Annotated in this window: 22 protein-coding genes; 12 read left to right on the top strand and 10 right to left on the bottom strand. The window is 36.8% G+C overall.

Annotated features, from left to right (window positions below; all coding sequences use genetic code 11):
• The first annotated feature begins 137 nt into the window (after positions 1-137).
• Complete coding sequence (locus ACWPWK_RS12615) at positions 138-320, top strand: YlcI/YnfO family protein (protein ID WP_075206332.1); 183 nt, start codon at positions 138-140, stop codon at positions 318-320.
• Positions 321-555: 235 nt separating this feature from the next.
• Here the strand turns inward: ACWPWK_RS12615 and ACWPWK_RS12610 are convergent, their stop codons facing one another.
• From ACWPWK_RS12610 to ACWPWK_RS12595, 4 genes are all read right to left on the bottom strand, one after another.
• Positions 556-1155, bottom strand: coding sequence for a BRO-N domain-containing protein (locus ACWPWK_RS12610; protein WP_109372002.1), 600 nt, complete (start codon positions 1153-1155; stop codon positions 556-558).
• Positions 1156-1283: 128 nt separating this feature from the next.
• Complete coding sequence (locus ACWPWK_RS12605; protein ID WP_049221536.1) at positions 1284-1565, bottom strand: helix-turn-helix transcriptional regulator; 282 nt, start codon at positions 1563-1565, stop codon at positions 1284-1286.
• Between the two features lie 189 nt (positions 1566-1754).
• Positions 1755-2591 (bottom strand): hypothetical protein, encoded by an 837-nt coding sequence (locus ACWPWK_RS12600; protein WP_049221534.1) that lies wholly within the window; start codon positions 2589-2591, stop codon positions 1755-1757.
• Positions 2588-3808 carry a tyrosine-type recombinase/integrase gene (locus ACWPWK_RS12595; protein WP_049221532.1) on the bottom strand — a complete coding sequence of 407 codons (1221 nt, stop codon included), beginning with the start codon at positions 3806-3808 and terminating at the stop codon, positions 2588-2590. Before ACWPWK_RS12595 ends, ACWPWK_RS12600 begins: the two co-directional genes overlap by 4 nt.
• A 417-nt stretch (positions 3809-4225) precedes the next feature.
• Between ACWPWK_RS12595 and ACWPWK_RS12590 the strand changes: the two genes are divergently transcribed.
• Both ACWPWK_RS12590 and ACWPWK_RS12585 read left to right on the top strand, forming a co-directional pair.
• Complete coding sequence (locus ACWPWK_RS12590; protein ID WP_109372004.1) at positions 4226-4858, top strand: hypothetical protein; 633 nt, start codon at positions 4226-4228, stop codon at positions 4856-4858.
• Position 4859: 1 nt separating this feature from the next.
• Positions 4860-5612 carry a DUF3307 domain-containing protein gene (locus tag ACWPWK_RS12585; RefSeq protein ID WP_109372006.1) on the top strand — a complete coding sequence of 251 codons (753 nt, stop codon included), beginning with the start codon at positions 4860-4862 and terminating at the stop codon, positions 5610-5612.
• 4 nt (positions 5613-5616) lie between these two features.
• On the opposite strand, the gene ACWPWK_RS12580 is transcribed toward ACWPWK_RS12585, so the two are convergent.
• The gene (locus ACWPWK_RS12580; protein ID WP_244185006.1) at positions 5617-6144 is read right to left on the bottom strand and encodes an SMI1/KNR4 family protein; all 528 of its coding nucleotides are present in this window, start codon (positions 6142-6144) and stop codon (positions 5617-5619) included.
• 140 nt (positions 6145-6284) lie between these two features.
• On the opposite strand from ACWPWK_RS12580, the gene ACWPWK_RS12575 reads away from it, so the two are divergent.
• On the top strand, positions 6285-7019 hold the full coding sequence (locus tag ACWPWK_RS12575; protein ID WP_109372010.1) for a hypothetical protein: 735 nt from the start codon (positions 6285-6287) through the stop codon (positions 7017-7019).
• Between the two features lie 118 nt (positions 7020-7137).
• Positions 7138-8328: a cyanate transporter gene (locus ACWPWK_RS12570; protein WP_109372012.1), complete on the top strand. Its 1191-nt coding sequence runs from the start codon at positions 7138-7140 to the stop codon at positions 8326-8328.
• Between the two features lie 100 nt (positions 8329-8428).
• On the opposite strand, the gene ACWPWK_RS12565 is transcribed toward ACWPWK_RS12570, so the two are convergent.
• Both ACWPWK_RS12565 and ACWPWK_RS12560 read right to left on the bottom strand, forming a co-directional pair.
• A complete protein-coding gene (locus ACWPWK_RS12565; RefSeq protein WP_109372014.1) occupies positions 8429-9376 on the bottom strand; it encodes a carbamate kinase family protein in 948 nt (315 codons plus the stop codon).
• Positions 9377-9699: 323 nt separating this feature from the next.
• Positions 9700-10434, bottom strand: coding sequence for a glycerophosphoryl diester phosphodiesterase (locus ACWPWK_RS12560; RefSeq protein ID WP_109372016.1), 735 nt, complete (start codon positions 10432-10434; stop codon positions 9700-9702).
• Between the two features lie 174 nt (positions 10435-10608).
• Between ACWPWK_RS12560 and ugpB the strand changes: the two genes are divergently transcribed.
• The 5 genes from ugpB (at position 10609) to loiP (ending at position 16061) form a co-directional block, all read left to right on the top strand.
• The gene (ugpB, locus tag ACWPWK_RS12555) at positions 10609-11916 is read left to right on the top strand and encodes a sn-glycerol-3-phosphate ABC transporter substrate-binding protein UgpB (protein WP_109372018.1); all 1308 of its coding nucleotides are present in this window, start codon (positions 10609-10611) and stop codon (positions 11914-11916) included.
• A gap of 62 nt (positions 11917-11978) precedes the next feature.
• Positions 11979-12863 carry a sn-glycerol-3-phosphate ABC transporter permease UgpA gene (ugpA, locus tag ACWPWK_RS12550; protein ID WP_109372020.1) on the top strand — a complete coding sequence of 295 codons (885 nt, stop codon included), beginning with the start codon at positions 11979-11981 and terminating at the stop codon, positions 12861-12863.
• Positions 12863-13711 carry a sn-glycerol-3-phosphate ABC transporter permease UgpE gene (gene ugpE / locus ACWPWK_RS12545; protein ID WP_109372022.1) on the top strand — a complete coding sequence of 283 codons (849 nt, stop codon included), beginning with the start codon at positions 12863-12865 and terminating at the stop codon, positions 13709-13711. The genes ugpA and ugpE overlap by 1 nt, the downstream gene beginning before the upstream one ends.
• A 1-nt stretch (position 13712) precedes the next feature.
• Complete coding sequence (gene ugpC / locus ACWPWK_RS12540) at positions 13713-14813, top strand: sn-glycerol-3-phosphate ABC transporter ATP-binding protein UgpC (protein ID WP_109372024.1); 1101 nt, start codon at positions 13713-13715, stop codon at positions 14811-14813.
• A 495-nt stretch (positions 14814-15308) separates the two neighbouring features.
• On the top strand, positions 15309-16061 hold the full coding sequence (gene loiP / locus ACWPWK_RS12535; protein WP_109372027.1) for a metalloprotease LoiP: 753 nt from the start codon (positions 15309-15311) through the stop codon (positions 16059-16061).
• A 55-nt stretch (positions 16062-16116) separates the two neighbouring features.
• On the opposite strand, the gene ACWPWK_RS12530 is transcribed toward loiP, so the two are convergent.
• Positions 16117-16584 (bottom strand): MarR family transcriptional regulator, encoded by a 468-nt coding sequence (locus ACWPWK_RS12530; protein ID WP_109372029.1) that lies wholly within the window; start codon positions 16582-16584, stop codon positions 16117-16119.
• A gap of 115 nt (positions 16585-16699) precedes the next feature.
• Here ACWPWK_RS12530 and ACWPWK_RS12525 point away from each other — a divergent pair, with 115 nt between their 5' ends.
• Together ACWPWK_RS12525 and panM are read left to right on the top strand one after the other, a co-directional pair.
• Positions 16700-17887, top strand: a complete 1188-nt coding sequence (locus ACWPWK_RS12525) for an MFS transporter (protein WP_109372031.1) — start codon at positions 16700-16702, stop codon at positions 17885-17887.
• Positions 17888-17898: 11 nt separating this feature from the next.
• Positions 17899-18306: an aspartate 1-decarboxylase autocleavage activator PanM gene (gene panM, locus ACWPWK_RS12520; RefSeq protein ID WP_109372033.1), complete on the top strand. Its 408-nt coding sequence runs from the start codon at positions 17899-17901 to the stop codon at positions 18304-18306.
• Positions 18307-18478: 172 nt separating this feature from the next.
• Here panM and ACWPWK_RS12515 read toward each other — a convergent pair whose 3' ends face one another.
• Positions 18479-19621 carry a glycerate kinase gene (locus ACWPWK_RS12515; protein WP_109372035.1) on the bottom strand — a complete coding sequence of 381 codons (1143 nt, stop codon included), beginning with the start codon at positions 19619-19621 and terminating at the stop codon, positions 18479-18481.
• A gap of 94 nt (positions 19622-19715) precedes the next feature.
• Positions 19716-20570 carry an RNA polymerase sigma factor RpoH gene (gene rpoH / locus ACWPWK_RS12510; protein ID WP_023583733.1) on the bottom strand — a complete coding sequence of 285 codons (855 nt, stop codon included), beginning with the start codon at positions 20568-20570 and terminating at the stop codon, positions 19716-19718.
• Positions 20571-20637 lie beyond the last annotated feature (67 nt).

Here is a 20637-nt window from a genome sequence, read left to right as displayed (position 1 = left end):
GGGGCGTTGCTATTTTCACACCAGAACAAAGCAAGGTGTACAAACACCTTATATCTAAGTGTATAAACACGTCAAGTATTTTAAATTGAAAAATTCCCTGTATAGTGTTCCTACACCAATTTAAGGAAACCCTATATATGGCTACTGGATATAAAAACAATAAATCAACAACCAAAGGAATTAGATTTCCACATGAATTACTTGAAGAAATTGACTCAAGTGTAAAACGTGAAAATTCTAATTTTTCATCATGGGTTATTGATGCCTGTGAGAAAAAACTTAAATCGGAGAAACGCAAAGCCAAACAATCAACAGAATGAACATCATTCACTAGGTTACTATGCTGAACTGCGTACGTATTACGTACAGACATCAAATCCCACCCTCCAATGGAGGATTGGAAATATTTAACCAACCCGATATAATTAGGGTAGTTAGTAGCTTGTTCCACTGAATGAAGTTGAATTAAGACAGCCTGCACGCTGTCTTTTTTCTTTTGTGCGTAACTATTAGTTACTCGCAAACTGAACAGATTTGTCGCTTGAGCAATGTTCATCAGTAACACTCCTCAATCCAATCAGATTGATGCTTATGCCACAACGCTATTTCTTCACGCTGTAAACTTGCTTTTTCTTCCCTACAAGCTTGTAAATCACGACCTAGTTGTGATGATTTTTCTTTGTATTGTTTTTGCCTTCTGGTTAAGTCATTTAATTCGCCAAAAGGAACCCCATAAGCTCCCTTTCTACGAATAGATGGAATGACATCACGAAATACCCAGTTAGCAAAACGGTGTGCAAAAGTCCCTTCCTTAGTGGCTTTACGGCTACGAGTAATTAGCTTATAAAAACCAGATTCAGCCACAAGGTTAAACAGGGGAAGTCCTGCACTGGATTTAATACCCTTTATTGAACATAGGGTATTCTCATCACCGTCTAATGTTTTAATCGCATTTGTTACGTTTTTAATTTCTAAAGCTTTACAGATATCCGCAGCAATAAACCACGGTTCATTATTAATTTTAATAATCCGCACCTGAATGCCTTCAAAGCGAATAACAGAAATATTATCTAAATTAATATTCAAAATATGCTCTTGACTGATTTTAGGGTGAGCAAATCCATCAGCAATTAAGCTGTTTTTTTCCAATTTCATATATTTATTCTCTTTTTATTTAATTAATAAGAGTTATCGCGACAACATATTTAGCTTGAATGAAATAAGTTGCAAAAGCTCGCAAATTCGTATTTTGGTTAATTGCTTGCAATTGCGACTTGCTTCTATTAACTCACTTTACGGCTATATGGATTATTAATGTTTTCCACGGCTGGAGGGTTACGAACCCATAGCAACAAATCACTTAATAGCCATGCACAGGAATTACGCCCCAGCGTTTTACGAGCAGGGAAACGCCCTTCTTTTTCTAGCGTGTAAGCTGTTGTACGTGAAATGGATGTGATGCGTTGGCGATCTTTCTCACGAACCAAACGGTCATATTGTTCGCCATATTCTAAAAGGATGGAGCGACGTTCTTCTGGTGTTGGTGTTAAGAATTGATTTTTCATGTACCCCTCACTGTATTTGTGTTTTCGTAAGGGTATTTTTACTAAAAAAATAGAATAAAAAAAGTTGGCTTAATTTAACTAAAAATTTTAGAATTAAACCGTTGGGGTTAATTATGTATATAAAAAAATTTAATACCATTGGCGCAAATCTATTAATTTTGTTTTTTTTACACCAATGGCTAGTAAATACTATCTTATGATAGACCTGACTTCTTCTATTGAAATATCTTCTTTTAAAAAAACGCCACTAATAGTTGCTGTTATATTATGAAGAGGGGTTCCAAAATTCTCCATAAAAAATTTTGATAATTTTCTAATAAAGAATGCCCTTCTAACTTGATTTTTTCTTTTTAAGATTGACTCACATTTAAATGAATCTGCTTTTTCACTTAAAGTTTGGAGTACTGAACCAATTGATGGAGAAGTTACACCTACACTCGTCCATGCCCATCCTATAGCTCCATCATATCCAGTTTTAGGAATATATTGTGAATTTTTAATTTCACAATATTTATCTAAATGATGGTCTAATCTATTTTTCTGAACGTCACTTTTTGCTATCATATTAAATCGTTCAAAGAAAAAGCTATAATTTGCAAAATTCATTACTGATAAGTCTAATGGCGTATTTGAGATTTCCTTACAAAGTTCAAAAGATAATTTTTTTATTTTTTCCATTTTTTCTTCTTTTTGTTTTTGTGTTAATAACTCCCAATTATTCGGGCCTGCATAAGCTTCAATTATCTCATGAGTCAAACTTTGATAAAATACATATGGAATACGAAATTCATTAGCTCTTTTTGATAAAGAAGACCATATAAAACGCATATCATCATTAAATATTAAAGTCTGTACTACTTCTTTTTCTGATAATGTTTCATTCCAAACATTCGAATCAAAAAAACAACCAGCTTTATCTAAATCATCTTTATTTTCATCAGGAATAGGTATTTTAAAATCTGATATTATATCAGACTCATACCACTTAATTATGGTATCATCTACATATTCAGGATATTCTTTCATCTTAACCTCACATTTAAAGTAACTACATTTTTATTATTCTCTGCCAATAAGTCTAATCGCTCACACCATTTATTAAGTGTATCTAATTTCTCAGGTAAGTATTGGCTACGATTATAAATAGCCATTACTCCTGGTAAAGCATGACCTAGTAATTGCTCTACAATATGAGGGAGAATTCCCATATCATTTAATTTTGTCGCAAATGTCCGCCTTAAATCGTGTAATGTCCAAGGCTCAGCATGACTAAATCTTTCCCATAAATTACGACCGTATTGAGAAACTGCCTCAGATTTTTTTAATTCACCTAATAAATAACCTGTCTTTTTATTTACTGAATATAATTCTTTAATGAAATCTCTTATATAAATAGGTATTGGACGAATAATTTTCTCATTTGTTTTTGTATGTTCCTTTGGTACAGTCCAAATCCAATTATCAAAGTCCCATTCTTTCCACTCTGATAATCTAGCTTCATGCGAGCGACATCCAAATATAATAAGAATTTTGAGTAAAAATTTATAATAGGGAATATGTTTATTCTCATTAAGTGATTTCCATAATTCCCCTAGTTCTTTATCAGTAAGTACCCGATCCCTTTTATTCTGTTTCTTACCAACATCAGGAATAGTTAAATCATCAAGAGCACTACTAACAGCATATCGCCTAACTCTGCAAAATTTTAATGCCTGTTTACACATCTGAAATACATAGCCAGTTGCAACGGGTGATTCTTGTCGTGCTCTATCAAAGCAATTTAACCAATAGCGGGTTTCACAATCACTTAAAGCCATTTCACCAATATAAGGGTAAATATGCTTTTCTAATTGAGCGACATGCCTAACTATATTAACTCGATTACCTTTCCCGTAATTTTCAACCCAATACTCTAAAGCATCTCTCACTGTGACAGGCTTTAATGAGGATTGAACCTCTATATTTAGTTGTAGCTTTGGATCTTTGCCTAATGCCAGCCAGTTACGACACTTATCACGGAGTTCTCTGGCTTCTTTTAAACTCATATCAGGATATCGCCCTAGTGTTAGGCGATTTAACTTTTTCCCATCTAGTCTATAAGTAAAAACCCAACTCACACCACCAGCGACAGATACCTTAGCGCTAAGCCCTGCCCCATCAGCTACGAACTCAATTTTAGATACAGGCTTGCCATAAAGGGCTTTAACCTTTTTATCGCTCAATTTATTTAGTTCATTTGCCATTGATAGTCCAGATTGTTTATACAAATGTTTATACATAGTGTGATGTACAAATACGAAAACGTCAATAAACACTGGAACAATATACAGTATAAGTTTTAATTATCTATTTGATTTTATTAAATATTAAAATAACACCAGATAGCATGAGAGCCAAAAGAATAAAAATACGGCATGAACTGATCCTAGTCAGTTAGGTCTATTTTTATAAAAAGCCTTTTCTGGGTTTCTAGAAAAGGCTTTTTTGTTGCCTATTTTTCACGCTTGCTCTATAACATAAATCATTAAGTTACCCAATATGGTAACATTTGACCATGTTACCAAATATGGTAACATTCTTTTTTGTATTTCAATTAAATAACTGAGTAAAAGATCACTATACTCATTCTATTTCTCTCACAAAATAATAAGAGCAAGCTAATGAATAAAGACATCGTAAGTGTGATTACAGGTGATATCATAGGCTCTAGAAACATCACACCTGAAAACTATGATGTTATGCTCTATACCTTGGAGCAGACGGTTCAATTACTCTCAGAACAGTTACCACTTAAATATGACAGATATCGCGGTGACTCCTTCCAACTTGTTTGCTTACACGCTTATGATGCCATTAAAGTTGCTATCGTTATTCAATTAGCATTGAAAACGTCAGAACTAAACATCAGTGCTCGTCAAAGTATTGGTATCGGTCAAATTAATCCATTGCGTAATGATATTAGAACATCAATGGGTGAAGCCTTTATCTTATCGGGCGAAGGATTAGATAAGATGAAAAGTGAAATATTAACAATATCTACATCAGATAAAGAATTTCAAAAAAATATTACTTTAGTGACTAAATACTTAGATATACAACTTAAAGAAATAACTCGAGCACAAGCGCAAGTTTTACTTAAATATATGGTTAATGAAGATAAATCTCATTATGCTATTGCCAATGAATTAAAAAAATCGAGAAGTAATATTACACGATTATTGAACGCTAGCCACTACCAGTTAATAGATGAATATATTCAATACGTTAATTATTTAATTAACAAGGCTTATTGATATGTATAATTTTACGCTTCTTATTTCTCTCTATATTGCTCATATTGCTTTTGATTTTTATTTACAACCTAAAGCATGGATAGAAGCGCGAAATGCTCTACATTACAAATCTAAAGAGCTTTACTTACACTCACTACTGCACGCTGGAATAACCTTTATTATTCTAGTTTTAATGTCTGAGATAAGTTTTAGTTTTATTTTCATTTACAGTCTAATTATATTAATAACACATTATTTTTTTGATCTTGGTAAATCTTATACTGATAACTCTTTAAGATGGTTTATTACTGATCAAGCTCTTCATTTATTCATGATTACCTTTTTATGGATAGTGCTTGTTGATCAAAATACTCAAATATTCCATGATCTTAGTTTTAAAAATATCAACTACAAATATCTTATTGTTGTTCTTGCCTACATCATTCTTTTAAAGCCTATTTCGAGCCTTATTTATATGTTACTAAAGAAATGGACACCTGTTGCAGTAGAAGGCTCAACACTCGTTTCTGCGGGTCAATCTATTGGTTATTTAGAAAGAATACTAATCTTAACTTTTATTCTTTTAAATCAATTTGCAGCAATTGGCTTTTTATTAGCAGCTAAATCAATATTTAGATTTGGTGAATTACAAAATGATCAAGATAAAAAGCTAACAGAATATGTTATGTTAGGTACACTGATTAGCTTTAGCATTTCTATCTTTATTGGACTTGCTACTTCCTATTTTGTGACTCAACTCCCCATAGGAAAATAACTCATCAAACTTCTGGGCTAAATATCATTTTTTCTGATGGGAATCCCTCGGGGAATGATTGGCAACGTATTCGTTTTGATAAAACTCCCTCTAAAAACCCTGTCAGATTCTCTGCAATAAATTCTACCTCTGATCCTCTAGATGGAATAATTGCCATTGTCCAAAGCTCACTATTTTCTGATAAAACAACCCAAAAAAGCGTATCACCATTATCAGTAACACCAATGGGTAAAAGCCCATTACATTTTGGATATAGAACAAAACGATAGTAATTAGGATCATCATTGATTAATGAGCTGAAATCTTCAAGGATCTGCTCTTTTTGCTGGAAAAAATTAATGTACTCATTTTTACTAAAGGGGTTAAATAACGTTATAAAATCAACTACCTGACCTGATCCATATTGGGTGATAAACGCAATATAATCTTTGGGAAAGGCATATTTATTATCAATTAATGGCCATCTCTCTTCTTTTCCATTTTCATGTATTGCAGAAGGAATAGGTAGTTGCTGATTTAATGCCGTTAACATCACTATCTCACTTATTTGAGTTCTATTACACCGTGTAATGTATGATATTTTAGAGTGAGCATCACTTTTATCATAATCATGCTGATAGTTATCACTCTATTACCCTAGTAAACAAACCTATATTTAAAAGAAAACAGACCATGACCACACCAGTACGTACCATTACTTTTATTGATAGTGCCTATCCGAAATCCCATAAAATTATAGAATTTGTCTGGTCAGGTCGATTAGATAAACATGGTCAACTTTGGTTTGATCTTCATCTTAGAAGTGCCGATTACTATTTAAGTGAAGGTGAGGATTATCTGGATGATATCGACGAAGATGAATCAGATGACGAAGAAGAATATACCAGCCTAGCTCACTGGCAAGCTCCCATTGTTTGGGATAATTATCACTGTTGTACACTCTCCTCAACTTATTGGTCTGATGACCAAGGTATTTTGCTCAGCACAGGAAATACGCCGTTCGATTTTGATAACTTTATTACTCATCAATTTAATGTTGATATTGTCCCTCAAATCGATAGTGATGAAGAAAGAGCAGAAGTCCCCGCTTTTAGTATTTACTTATTAGGTCATGATGCATGTAAAAATCATCAAATTCACTTCCAGCGCCAACAAGATAATACTTATCACATTAATTGGTCTGGAAAAATCGCACTCTTTTATGCTGGGTTTGATGAATTTATTCATCAATTTAGTACACAACTTGAAAACATCCCTTTTGATGGCTTTTATTTCCCTAAATCGTGGGATTTAGATAAAGCAGCACTGGAATTTAAAAAGGTACTTTCTCATTTTGAACATTATGAGTTTGTATTAATTAATCCCAACAGTCAGATTAAACAGTGGAAATTAAAATACATCGCTTAAATAGCGTGATGATTAATTAAAATACCTAATGATATTTATGTTGATATAAAACCCCTCATCTGTTTATATCAACATTGTCCATAAAGTAGATAATATTTATGTTTATCAGGGAATTATAATGACTGCCTTACCAAGAAAAAAAACATGGCAGATTGTCCTGACTATTATTTTAGTCGGGATAAATTTACGCCCCTTCTTAACTGGCCCAGGCCCTGTTATTGATAATATTATTGCATCAACAGGAATGAGTTATAGCCAAGTCTCATTACTTACCTTATTGCCCATGCTTTTAATGGGAATAGGCGCATTAATCGTTCCTTTCTTACAGTCTTATATTCAAGTTCGAAAAGGGCTTTTAGTCGCAATGTTGTTGCTTCTTATAGGCTCATTTTCTCGAGCTTATGTTTCTGATGGCAATCAGTTATTACTGACTGCCCTCTTTTGCGGTTTGAGCGTGGCTTATATTCAAGCGGTATTTCCTGGCATTATTAAAGGATGGTTTGGACATCGAACGCCTATTATGATGGGGCTGTATTCCGCCATGCTAATGGGGGGAGGCGCATTAGGTGCTCAATTATCCCCGATTATTACGGCATCTAATGGTCATTGGCAAAATGCTTTAGCGTGGTTTGCACTTCCAGCAGGCTTTGCATTTGTCGCTATTCTTTTTTCTATTAAAAACAGTGCCATATCTGCTAATAAAATATCACTCAATACCTTAATTTGGCGCCCCAGAACAGGATTGCTTATTTTAGGTTTTGGTTGCGTTAATGCAGGTTACGCTTCAGTTGTGACATGGTTGGCACCTTTCTACCAATCGTTAGGAATGCCAAGTGCACAAAGTGGCTCTCTTGTCGCTATCCTTTCGCTTTTCCAAGCCTCTGCTGCTTTAATTATTCCTTTCTTAGCGGCTAAAAATCACGACCGACGTTTTTGGCTTATGCTGACATTACTAAGTCAATTTATCGGTTTTATTGCAATAATGACTATTCCGATGAGTGCGCCTTATCTGTGGAGTATTTTCTTAGGCTGTGGCTTAGGTGGATGTTTTTCCATGATGATGATTGTCGCGCTCGATCATATTCCTGATCCAGCACAAGCGGGCGCGCTGTCGGCATTAATGCAAGGTGGAGGATTTATCATTGCTGCCTTTGGACCGTTAGTGGCAGTGATATTGCGTCAACCTGACGGAAGCTTTACTTATGCATGGGCATTTCATGCGGTTTTAGTGATTATCACGATAGGATTATTTTCACGATTAAATCCGCGCCATTACGCGAAAGCCTACCCCGCTAATCACACTATTTAATCATCGATATATTAAGAAACTCTGCATAAAATAAGCGCCTTACTCTTTTATAAATAAGGCGCTTATCAATTAAATAACGGAGTACTTTTGATTGCGAAAATTAAACAACAATATGCGTTCCGGTTTCACCTTTTAAGGCAGAAGCCAGTTTTTCTGGCGTTGTGATAATCACTCTTTTTCCACCCGCGGCTAAAAATGAGAGGCTGGCTTCGATTTTTGGAAGCATACTGCCCGGAGGGAAATGCCCTTCATGCATATATTGTGTCATTTCCTCAACCGAGGTTTCACCCAATGCTTTTTGTTCTGGCTTACCAAAATGAATACAAACTTTTTCAACACCTGTGGTGATGATAAGAATATCTGCATGTAATTCTTTTGCTAGCAATGTTGATGACAAGTCTTTATCAATAACGGCATCGACACTTTGGTAATTTCCCTGTTCATTTTTAATCACAGGAATACCACCGCCACCCACAGCAATAACAACATAGCCGCATTCTGATAGTGACTTAATTGCACTAGATTCAATAACATGTTGTGGAATTGGAGAGGCAACAACACGACGATAACCACGACCAGAGTCTTCAACAAAATGCCATTGAGGATTTTCTTGCTTTAATTGCACCATCTCTTGTTCAGAGAAAAATGCACCAATAGGTTTTGTTGGAGAAACAAAATTAGGATCGTTTTTATCTACTTCAACTTGTGTGATAAGGGTAACTGCTTGTTTATTTTGTTGAACACGAAGCTTATTCGTTAACGCTTGTTGTATTAAATAGCCGATACCGCCTTGTGTATCTGCAACACAGTTGGCCAAAGGTGTTAACGGTAAACCTTCTTGCACATGCGCCACTTCAGCGCGACGTAAATCAAGCCCTACTTGTGGCCCATTACCATGAGTTAAAACAATATTATACCCTTCAGCCACCATATCACTAATATGGGCTGCAACCTCTTGTACTGCTTGTTCTTGATGAGCGATAGACTGGCTAGCATTGTCTTTAATAATACTGTTGCCTCCAATGGCAACAACAACGAGTTCTTTCATATTTCACTCTCAATTATATTATTGGCAATTAAAGTAGAAATAATGCACCTCTACTCTTAGAGGTTGGGTTGATAAGGTCGCCATATTTGCTAACCATTTTCCCCATTTTTATTTTTAATGAGATAAATATTACCTAGTTGAATAATATCTATTCATTAATTGCGCAGGATAATAGCAGAGAATGTAAAGAAAACATCTATTACTCAACGTTTCTCTTATTTAATTTCTGTAATTAAAATACGGAAAGAAAAGGATAAAAGGCGTCATCAAACACATCAATAACGCCTTATTCAATACAAGTAAGCAGGATTGTTAGTGCTTTTTCACTTTGCTATTTGATCAACATTTGGTAGATAAACATCAGGCATATCAGTGATCAGCATATCAACACCCCATTGCTCAAAATCTTTCACTTCTTCAGGATTATTCGGGGTATAACAATAAATTTCATAACCCGCTTGTTTCAACATTTGAGCTTGTTCTTGTGTGAGATATTTGTAATTACAATGCACACTAAAACCATCGATCGCTTTTAGTGTTTCTAACGCATTATCAGGAATTTCATCCCACAATTGGCCTCTGCGAATAAAAGGCAGGTATCGTTTCATAACGATCAGTGCATGCGTATCAAAAGAAGAAAATAAAATTTGCTCATTCGGAATATCTGCACTTTTTATCATGTCAGAAACCGCTAAACATAAACGTTCAACATCATCATCAGGCCATGTTTTCAATTCAATATTGAGCTTTGTTCCTGAACGCTTAATAAGCTGCAATCCTTGTCTTAAAGAAGGAACTTTCTCACCTTGATAGAGTGAACTAAACCAACTTCCTGCATCAAGGCGATGTAAATCATCTAAGGTATGAAAACGCACAGCACCTTGCCCATTCGTGCAACGATTAACTGTTTTATCATGAATAAGCACAGGAACATGATCCGCGGTTAATTGCACATCCGTTTCAATCCATTCGCACCCAAAATCAATCGCCATTTTAAACGCAGCCAATGTATTTTCAGGCGCTTTTCCAGAAAAACCTCGGTGAGCAGCTATCTTCATTTCTCTCTCCTTTTCATTTGTGCCGACATCATGACAACCATTTATGACAGCAATTTGACAGTCATACCATCAATATATCTTCATTTAATTGTCACCCATTTGTCATAAACAACATTTAGGGTAATTCGCAGATTAGATTGCACCTTTAACTTTCGATTAAAAAGGAAATTCTGCATGTCGATAAAATCAATAACAGGTCTTGCTGTTGCAATGGCGTTATTTACTTCTCCTACACACGCAAAAACACAAATTGAATGGTGGCATGCAATGGGAGGTGCGCTCGGTCAAAAAGTAAATCAAATCGCCTCTGATTTTAACGCCAGTCAATCTGAATATGAGATAAAACCCGTTTATAAAGGCACTTACGCTGAAACGATGACCAGTGCAGTGGCTTCATTTCGTGCTAAAAACCAACCCGCTATTGTGCAAGTCTTTGAAGTGGGCACAGCGAGCATGATGGGGGCAAAAAAAGCCGTTTTTCCTGTTTATCAATTAATGGAAAAAACTAACGAGCCTTTTGATCCTAATAGTTATTTATCAACTGTCACGGGCTATTACACCACCAGCGATGGAAAAATGATGTCACTGCCGTTTAATAGCTCTACGCCTGTACTTTATTACAACAAAGCCCTCTTTAAAAAAGCAGGCATAGAGCAACCACCAAAAACATGGAAAGAGATGGAAGCTGTTTCTCAGAAACTGCTCGATTCTGGAGTAAAATGTGGATTTACCACCACATGGCAATCATGGACACAAATCGAAAATTTTGGTGCGCGTAATAATTTACCTATTGCGACAAAAAATAACGGTTTCGATGGTTTTGACACTACCTTCCTTTTTAATAAAGCGCCTTTCGTTAATCATATTCAACAAATGGCAGATTGGTCGAAATCTGGTATTTTCAAATATGGCGGACGTCAATCGGATGCAATGCCACTGTTTTATACCCAAGAATGCGCCATGGTGATGGAATCATCAGCAGGTTTTGCGGGCATTAAAGAGAATATGAAAGGGATTGATATTGGTGTTAGCCAATTACCTTATGACGATTCTCTTGTACAAAAACCTGCGAATACCATTATTGGCGGAGCGTCTTTATGGGTTATGTCGGGACGTCCAGATGCCGAATATAACGGTGTTGCCAAATTCTTTACCTATCTTTCAAGCCCTGAAGTACAAGCCGATTGGCACCAAGCAACAGGTTATTTACCGGTGACTAAAGCCGCTTATGCGTTAACACAACAGCAAGGCTTTTATCAGCAAAATCCGGGCGCAGATACGGCAATATTACAAATGACAACCTCTGAACCTACCGCCAATTCCAAAGGATTACGCTTTGGTAATTTCCTGCAAACTCGAGAAATCGTTGATGAAGAGTTAGAAAAAGTGTGGTCAGGAAAACAGACCGCTCAGGCTGCGTTAGATAATGCTGTTGCGCGTGGGAATGAGCAGTTACGCCGTTTTGAACGAACTCAACAATAGTCACTTATATTAGGCGAGCAAAGTCGCTCGCCTTCTGTTTTTATCGATTTACTGGACATTGTATGGCTTCTCAATCCATTTATTTTAAACAAAAATGGTTACCTCTCGCGCTAATTTTTCCTCAATTAGCTATCACGCTTATCTTTTTCATTTGGCCTGCGGGGCAAGCTTTCTTTCAGTCATTTCAATTAGAAGATGCGTTTGGACTTAGTCGAGAATTTGTTGGTTTTGAAAATTTTCAGCGACTTTTTAGTAATCGCTATTATTTTGACAGTTTAATCACGACATTAATTTTCAGTATCAGTGTCGTGTTTCTCTCTATGCTGTCAGCGCTTATTTTGGCGGGTATTGCAGAGCAAGTCTTACGTGGCAAACTGTTTTATCGCACTATTTTAATTTCACCCTATGCCATTGCGCCAGTTATTGCAGGCTTTCTGTGGCTATTTATGCTTGATCCCACAATTGGTGTATTAAGCCAACAATTAAAGAAAATAGGTATTAATTGGGATCCTGTACTTAATACACATCATGCTATGTGGATGGTGATTTTAACGGCGACATGGAAACAAGTGAGTTATAACTTTCTGTTTTTCCTCGCCGCCTTGCAATCTGTACCTAAATCTCTTTTAGAAGCTGCAGCTATTGATGGTAGTGGCCCCATTAAACGCTTTATTACTATCAGTTTTCCTTTAATTTCTCCCACAACCTTTTTCTTACTTGTGGTTAATTTTGCTTACGCCTTTTTTGATACTTTCGCCATTATCCACGCGATGACGCAAGGTGGCCCTGGTAGTAGCACCTCAACACTGGTTTATAAGGTCTATAACGATGGTTTTGTGGGATTAGATTTAGGCTCCTCCGCCGCACAATCCGTTATTTTGATGTTTATTGTCGCGATATTAACCATTATTCAATTTCGTTATGTTGAGAAAAAGGTGGCTTACTGATGGTTGAACGTAGACCTTTATTTCATGCTTTCTGCCACTTTATTCTTATTGTTGGCATTCTTTCTGTGGCATTCCCTGTGTGGATTGCGCTAGTGGCAACAACCCATCAAAACACCGAGTTTGCCACAGGCTCTCCTCTTTGGTTTGGTACTGAAGGCTTCAATATTTTTAAAACGATATTTTCACAGGCAGGTACAACGCAAAATAGTGCGATTTCAATTAACAGCATGTTATTGAATTCGTTAGTTATGGCGTTAGTGATCACCATAGGGAAATTAGCTATATCGATTTTATCGGCCTATGCCGTGGTTTTCTTTCGCTTTCCAGGACGGATGCTCGCCTTTTGGACTATCTTTTTTACCTTAATGTTACCTGTTGAAGTTCGCATTATGCCGACATTTGAAGTTGTCACTGATCTTAATATGTTGAACTCTTATGCCGGATTAACCATTCCATTAATTGCTAGCGCCACAGCCACTTTTTTGTTTCGTCAATTTTTCCTGACCATCACCCCTGAATTAATTGAAGCCGCAAAAATTGATGGCGCTGGGCCGATTAAATTCTTTTTCACTATCTTGCTTCCTCTTTCTCGCACCAATATCGCTGCCCTTTTTGTTATCACCTTTATTTATGGGTGGAATCAATATCTTTGGCCAATGCTTATCACAACTGATACCCACTACTACACCATTGTGATGGGAATTAAACAGATGGTTGCGGTTTCTGATGGTGTCGTTGAATGGAATAAAATTATGGCAACTACATTGATCGCCATGTTGCCGCCAGTCCTTATCGTCATTCTGATGCAAAGAGCCTTTGTAAAAGGCTTTATTGATACGGAGAAATAATATGACAACCGTAACGCTCACTGATTTAGAAAAACGCTATCCTAATGGACACCAAGCTATTTCGAAATTGAACCTTTCTATTGAGCAAGGTGAAATGGTGGTGTTAGTTGGCCCAAGTGGTTGTGGCAAATCAACATTACTGCGAATGATTGCAGGATTAGAAACCATCACACAAGGTGATTTACTCATTGATAATTTACGTGTTAATGAACATGAACCGAGTGAGCGAGATATCGCAATGGTGTTTCAAAACTATGCGCTTTATCCTCATATGTCTGTCTATAACAACATGGCATATGGTTTACGTAATCGAAAAACACCCAAAACCCAAATAGAAGAACTTGTCACAAATGCGGCTAACATGCTGGAAATCAGTCATTTATTGGATAGAAAACCCAAAGAGCTTTCCGGTGGACAACGTCAACGTGTCGCAATGGGAAGAGCCATTGTGCGTAAACCCAAAGTGTTTTTATTTGATGAACCACTCTCTAACCTTGATGCAAAATTACGTGTTCAGATGCGTCTGGAGATCAAAAAATTACAGCGAAAACTCTCCACAACCTCGATTTATGTGACGCACGATCAGGTAGAAGCGATGACATTAGCCGATAAGCTGGTGGTTTTAAATCAAGGAAATATAGAGCAAGTGGGGACGCCTTTAGAGATTTATGAAAGTCCAGCTTCCGTGTTTGTGGCAACGTTTATGGGCTCTCCCGCAATGAATATCTTAGATGTCCTAATTAATCATGGTGTAATTGAAATCGCTGATGGGCATATTGCCGTTTCATCTCAGCATCTTCCTTATCAAGCCATTAAATTAGGTTTACGCCCTGAACATTTGATCATTAGCCATCAACATCCCCTTTTTCATGTTGAAGTGGAATTTATTGAAGCACTAGGCGCTGATGTTTTAATTTATGCCACGACTTGCGATAAACAAAAACAGTCTATTGTTATTCGCGCACCTAACAATCATGGTGTGAATATTGGTAATAAAATTGGTCTAACCATTCATCCTGAAAACCTTCATTTCTTTAATGAGCAAACAGGAAAACGTATTAACCGCCCTTTTATGCTCATCAGTGAATTAATGGTTTCCTGATACATCGATATCAATTTATTCATTTTCGGTTTAATCTTAATAGCGGTGCTTTAAGCATCGTTATTTATTTATCACTAAGCAATAAATATTAAAAATATAAAATTTGTCAGAATTAAACAAATAAAACCCACATCTAAATACAACGTTCCTTTGATATTATTCCAAGTAAATTCAAAACAGCATAACGTACACTCAGAGTAAGTATAATCAATGATCTACATAGATATTACTAAGAAAAATTTATCTTCTCCCTATTAGACACTATATTAATCTTCTTAAATTTAAAGAAGTTAAAATAACCAATATGTTTTTCCATCATCATTTTAAGAATAAAAAATAATATTTTTTAGATGAAAAAAATAGAAATATATATTGAGATAATATTTATTACATAAAATGCTTATATTGCACCGATAGATAAGCACTGTTATTCTTCCGCTCGTATTTAATACGCAATTATATAAAACTGCGCAGCAGAAAAGGACTTAAATCAAAATGAAAATCAAATTACTTGCTACAGTGATGGTATCAGCAGCACTACTCTCTGGTTGTCAAAACCTTAATACCGATATGTTGACCAAATCAGGCACTCAACTATTCCAAGCTGCAACATTAAGCGATAACGATATCAAAGCGCTAACGAATGATGCTTGTAAAGAAATGGACGCTCAAAATAAAGTTGCACCCGCAAATAGTACCTACACTAAACGTTTAAATAATATCGCTAAAGCGTTAGGTAATGAAGTTAATGGCACGCCAGTAAACTACAAAGTTTATATGACTAAAGATGTGAATGCGTGGGCTATGGCTAACGGCTGTGTTCGTGTTTATAGCGGTTTAATGGACATGATGACAGATAACGAAGTTGAAGGCGTGTTAGGTCATGAAATGGGTCACGTTGCTTTAGGTCATACTCGTAAAGCAATTCAAGTTGCACACGCAACAGTTGCAGCACGTACTGCGGCAGCATCCGCGGGGGGTGTAGCAGCGCAATTAAGTAGCTCTCAGTTGGCTGAAATGGGACAGAAACTGGTTAATGCTCAGTTCTCTCAACACCAAGAGTCAGAAGCAGATAATTTCTCTTACGATCTGCTGAAAAAACGTGGGGTAAGCACCGCAGGTTTAGTCACAGGTTTTGAGAAATTAGCTAAACTAGGTGGCGGTGATTCAAGTATGTTTGATTCTCACCCACCATCAAAAGAGCGTGCAGATAATATCCGTAATCGCATTGCTGAAGATAAAAAATAATTACCTTGCCCCTGTATCCCATGATATGGGGGTTTTCTTTTCAGGTTTATCCTTTTTACGAATGGCGAAAAGTGTTTGTCACATCAGCAAAAAAGCGTTGGATCGCTTGTTTTTCACTCTGATTATATTGTTCAAATAACGCAGACCATTTTGCTTGAGATTGTTGATGCAACACCTCATGCGCGTGAAAAAGCCGCTCGCCTTCTTCTGTTAAGATAAAAAATATTTCTTTCTGATTATCTGCTAATTTTATTTTTTCAATCGCGCCTTTCTTTTGTAATCGACTACATATCTTTGAGACAGCACCTCGTGTCATTGCCATATATTCACTGATAGTTGTGAGATTTCTCATACTCTCTTCACCAATACAATGGATCACATGCAGTTCTGTGAGTGAGTAATTATCTAACCCATTCTCTTCTAATACTTTTTTATGATCGCTATCGGCTTGTGCATCTTTAAGATGCAAAAAATCACTTAATCCTTTTAGTAAGTCCTGTGTGGTTATATTCTCTTTCGCCATTTTGTTTCCTTGGAAAAAATAGTATTAAAAATAGTATCAAAAGTATTTACAACAATCAAAATATCGCTATTATCTATTTTGTTTCCATGGAAACAAAATAACAAAGGGCAATATTATGAAACTATCAATCCGCAGTCTATTTTATCTCATTTGCTTTAGCGCGCTGCTGGGCTCTTTAGCACAAAATATCTATACACCTGTGCTTCCCTTGATCCAACAGCTATTTAATACCACGTTATCATTGGTTAATTTAACGGTATCTGCATTTACTTTTGCTATGGCTGTTATGCAACTATTTTACGGCTCATTGATTGATAAATGGGGAAGAAAACCTATTTTGCTCGGCGGATTAGCCATTTCAATCGTGGGAGCTTTGGGTTGTGTTTGGTCTGACTCTATTGGCGTATTGATTTTTTGGCGGGTGATCCAAGCCATCGGTATCGCGGCTATTCCTGTTGTTGCTGCCACTATTCTTGGGGATCTTTATCAAGGAAACGAGCGTGCTAAAGCAATGGGATCATATCAAATGTTATTAGCACTAGCTCCTGCTTGTGGTCCTTTATTAGGCGGGTATTTAGCGCAACATTATCAATATCAAGGTATTTTTATTTTCTTGGCCGTAGTCGGTGTCATATTACTTATTACGCATCTCTTTTATTTACCTGAAACACGTCCAGAACAGAAAGACGCCTTTACAAACATGTCTGCAATGCAACAAGTGCTTATAGCTCCTGCGGGTAAATCTGTATTTATCATCAGTTTTATGGTGTTTTATAACTATTTTTGTCTCTTAGTATTTTTACCCTTAATAGCCTTTCATCTCTATCAGCTTAACAGTACCGAAATCGGTGGATTATATATCCCTATGTCGATTGCTCTGATTTTAGGTAGTTATCTTTACCGTAGGATCTGCCATCTATTCAATGTGGAATATGGTGTGATTATTACCTCTTGTATTAACCTGATCATGTTGACGTTATTTGCACTCTTTTGGCAAATATCACTTCCTGTGATGTTGGGTTTAACCGTGTTATATGGGCTTTCTCTCGGATTAACCATGCCAACACACACCACATTATTGGCGAGCTATTTTAGTTCAACCAGAGCAACCGCAATGGGGATTTATAACTTTATTCGTTATTGTGGAATGGCTGCGGGTCCTATGGTGGCGACCTATTTTGTCACTGGTAATAGTTATGAGTATGTCTTTTATTCTTGTGTGATCTTCACGAGTTTGGCATTGTGTTTCGCATTCAAAACATTAATGTCATCATTAAAAGAAAAAAGGCACACTGCAAACTAACAGGAAATTTGATGAAACTGACTATTGAAAAACTGACACAGCTTTCAGCACAAGACCGTATCGATTTAGGTAAAATTTGGCAAGAGCCTTGTTATCAACATGCACTAACAACCGAAATTACCGAAGATAACACTCTCTTTGTGGCACGTTTTAATGAGCGATTACTGGCGGCTTGCCGTATTCAATTATCGGGTAATAAAGCGATAATCACCGATTTTATGGTCAGAGAAGTAACACGTCGCCGTGGTGTTGGGCATTATTTACTGACACAATGTTTATCTGCATATCCTGATATTACCCATTGGCAAGCAATAAGCTTATCCGCTGAAGAAAATGGATATGATGTTGCACATGCTTTTTTAACACACCATCAATTTAATCCATCACCACAATCTGATCTTTATGTTCTCAATATTTGACAATATTCTTACTCTAAACAATTCTACAACTTGAATATATGCAACATATACTCTAAATAATTCAAGATGTAGCTAGGCGACAAATGAAAGAGTCGCTAGGAGCATACATCAGTATGTTAATGCGAATGAACGCAGTCAACAACACTACAACTTGAAGTATGACGAGTAAACGCTACGGCTTGAAATATGAAGAATAATAAAGTCGAGCCACATTATAAGCTGTCTCATTAAGATTTTTTTGCGCATTACTTAACGCATCAGAAAGTGTAGAAACACCAGGAACAATAGAAAAAACCGCATCAATACCCTGCTGATGAACTACATCGTAATCCGGTAAATAACCACCGACCAACGCAATAACAGGAAGGTGGTATTTTTTTGCCAACTTAGCAACGCCTGTTGGTGTTTTACCTTGCGCCGATTGGCTATCCATTCTCCCCTCGCCCGTGATCACCAAATCTGCATCAATAAAATGTCTTTCTAATTCAACGGTTTTAGCTACCAATTCGACACCTTGCGAAAGTGTTGCTTGCGTAAATGCAAGCAAAGGCAGAGCCAATCCTCCCGCCGCACCACTTCCTGCTATATGGATAAGAGTGCGTTGCGTCATTTTCTCAAGATAAGTACCAAAATGGTGTAATGCGTTATCAAGTTGCGCAATATCGTCTTTGGTTGCTCCTTTTTGTGGACCAAAAATAGCGGATGCTCCTTTTTCGCCACACAATGGATTAGTGACATCGCAAGCAATCTCAATTTCAATATGTTTTAGTTTGGGATTGAGTTTGGTGATATCAATAGAATGAAGTTGGGCTAATGAGCGTCCACCAAAAGGCAAAGATGTACTAAATTTATCTTTAAGACCAAGACCGAGTGCTTGCATCATCCCTGCACCAGCATCATTTGTAGCACTTCCACCTAATCCTAAAATAATTTTTTTAACACCCATTTCAAGTGCAGCATTAATTAATTCACCTGTACCATAACTAGTCGTCAAATTGGGATCACGTTGAGATGAAGGAATAAGATGAAGACCAGAAGCTTGTGCCATTTCAATCACAGCGGTGGTGTTATCACCTAAAAGTCCCCACGTTGCGGTCACTTGTTTACCTAAAGGCGAACACACTTGTGTAGAGATAAAACGGCCTTGTGTTGCATCCACCAGTGATGTCACCGTTCCTTCACCACCATCAGCCATAGGAATACAACAATACTGTGCATCGGGTAAATAACGTGAAAAACCCTGTTTTATTGCTGTTGCAACTTCTTTCGCACTTAAACTTTCTTTAAAAGAATCAGGGGCGATAACTATTTTCACGTTATTTTCTCCAAGCAATAAAAAAGCGATATTTTCATATCGCTTTTATAACATACTCTACTTTATGGGAGCGTGTGCTTGGTCTGAAATGTGATTAATCTTCAATCGCTAAACGCAATTTCTTCATCGCATTTTTTTCTAATTGACGAACACGCTCGGCAGAAACACCGTATTTTGTCGCCAAGTCTTGCAATGTCGATTTGTTATCATCATCTAACCAACGAGCACGAATAATATCTTGGCTACGTTCATCAAGAGTTTCAATTGCTGACGTCAGTTTATCTGTCGCATGATTATCCCAGTTATCTTCTTCAATGCCGTCGGCAAAGTCAGAAGACTTATCTTCTAGGAAGAGTACAGGGGCAATAGGATGTGAGTCATCACTATCGTCAGCGGTCATATCAAATGCCATATCTTGTGCTGACATCCGTGATTCCATTTCTCGGACATCACTTTCTGATACACCTAATTCTCTTGCAACAAGCTCCACTTCATCTTGATTAAACCAACCTAAACGCTTTTTATTTTTTCGCAGATTAAAAAATAGTTTACGTTGTGATTTTGTGGTCGCGACTTTCACGATACGCCAGTTGCGTAGCACATATTCGTGAATTTCAGCTTTGATCCAATGCACAGCAAAAGAGACTAGTCGAACACCCACTTCTGGGTTAAAACGACGAACCGCTTTCATCAAACCAATATTACCTTCTTGGATAAGATCAGCTTGTGGTAAGCCGTAACCTGAATAGCTGCGAGCAACATGAATAACGAAGCGCAGATGTGAAAGGATAAGCGTTCTTGCTGCATCCAAGTCACCATCGTAATGCAGCCGTTCAGCGAGTTCCTTTTCTTCCTCTGCGGTTAACATCGGATAGGAATTGGCTGCACGTATATACGCTTCGATGCTGCCTTGCGGAACCAATGCTAAGGATTGCATTTCTTTTGTCATTCAAATCCTCATGAAAATCAAATAAATAATTAATTAAAATTATCGCTGTAAGGGAAAGTAGATGAGC

The sequence above is a fragment of the Proteus sp. Marseille-Q3619 genome, from assembly GCF_965283115.1.
Note: the sequence above shows the minus strand (reverse complement) of the source record. Positions and strands in the feature narration are given on the sequence as shown.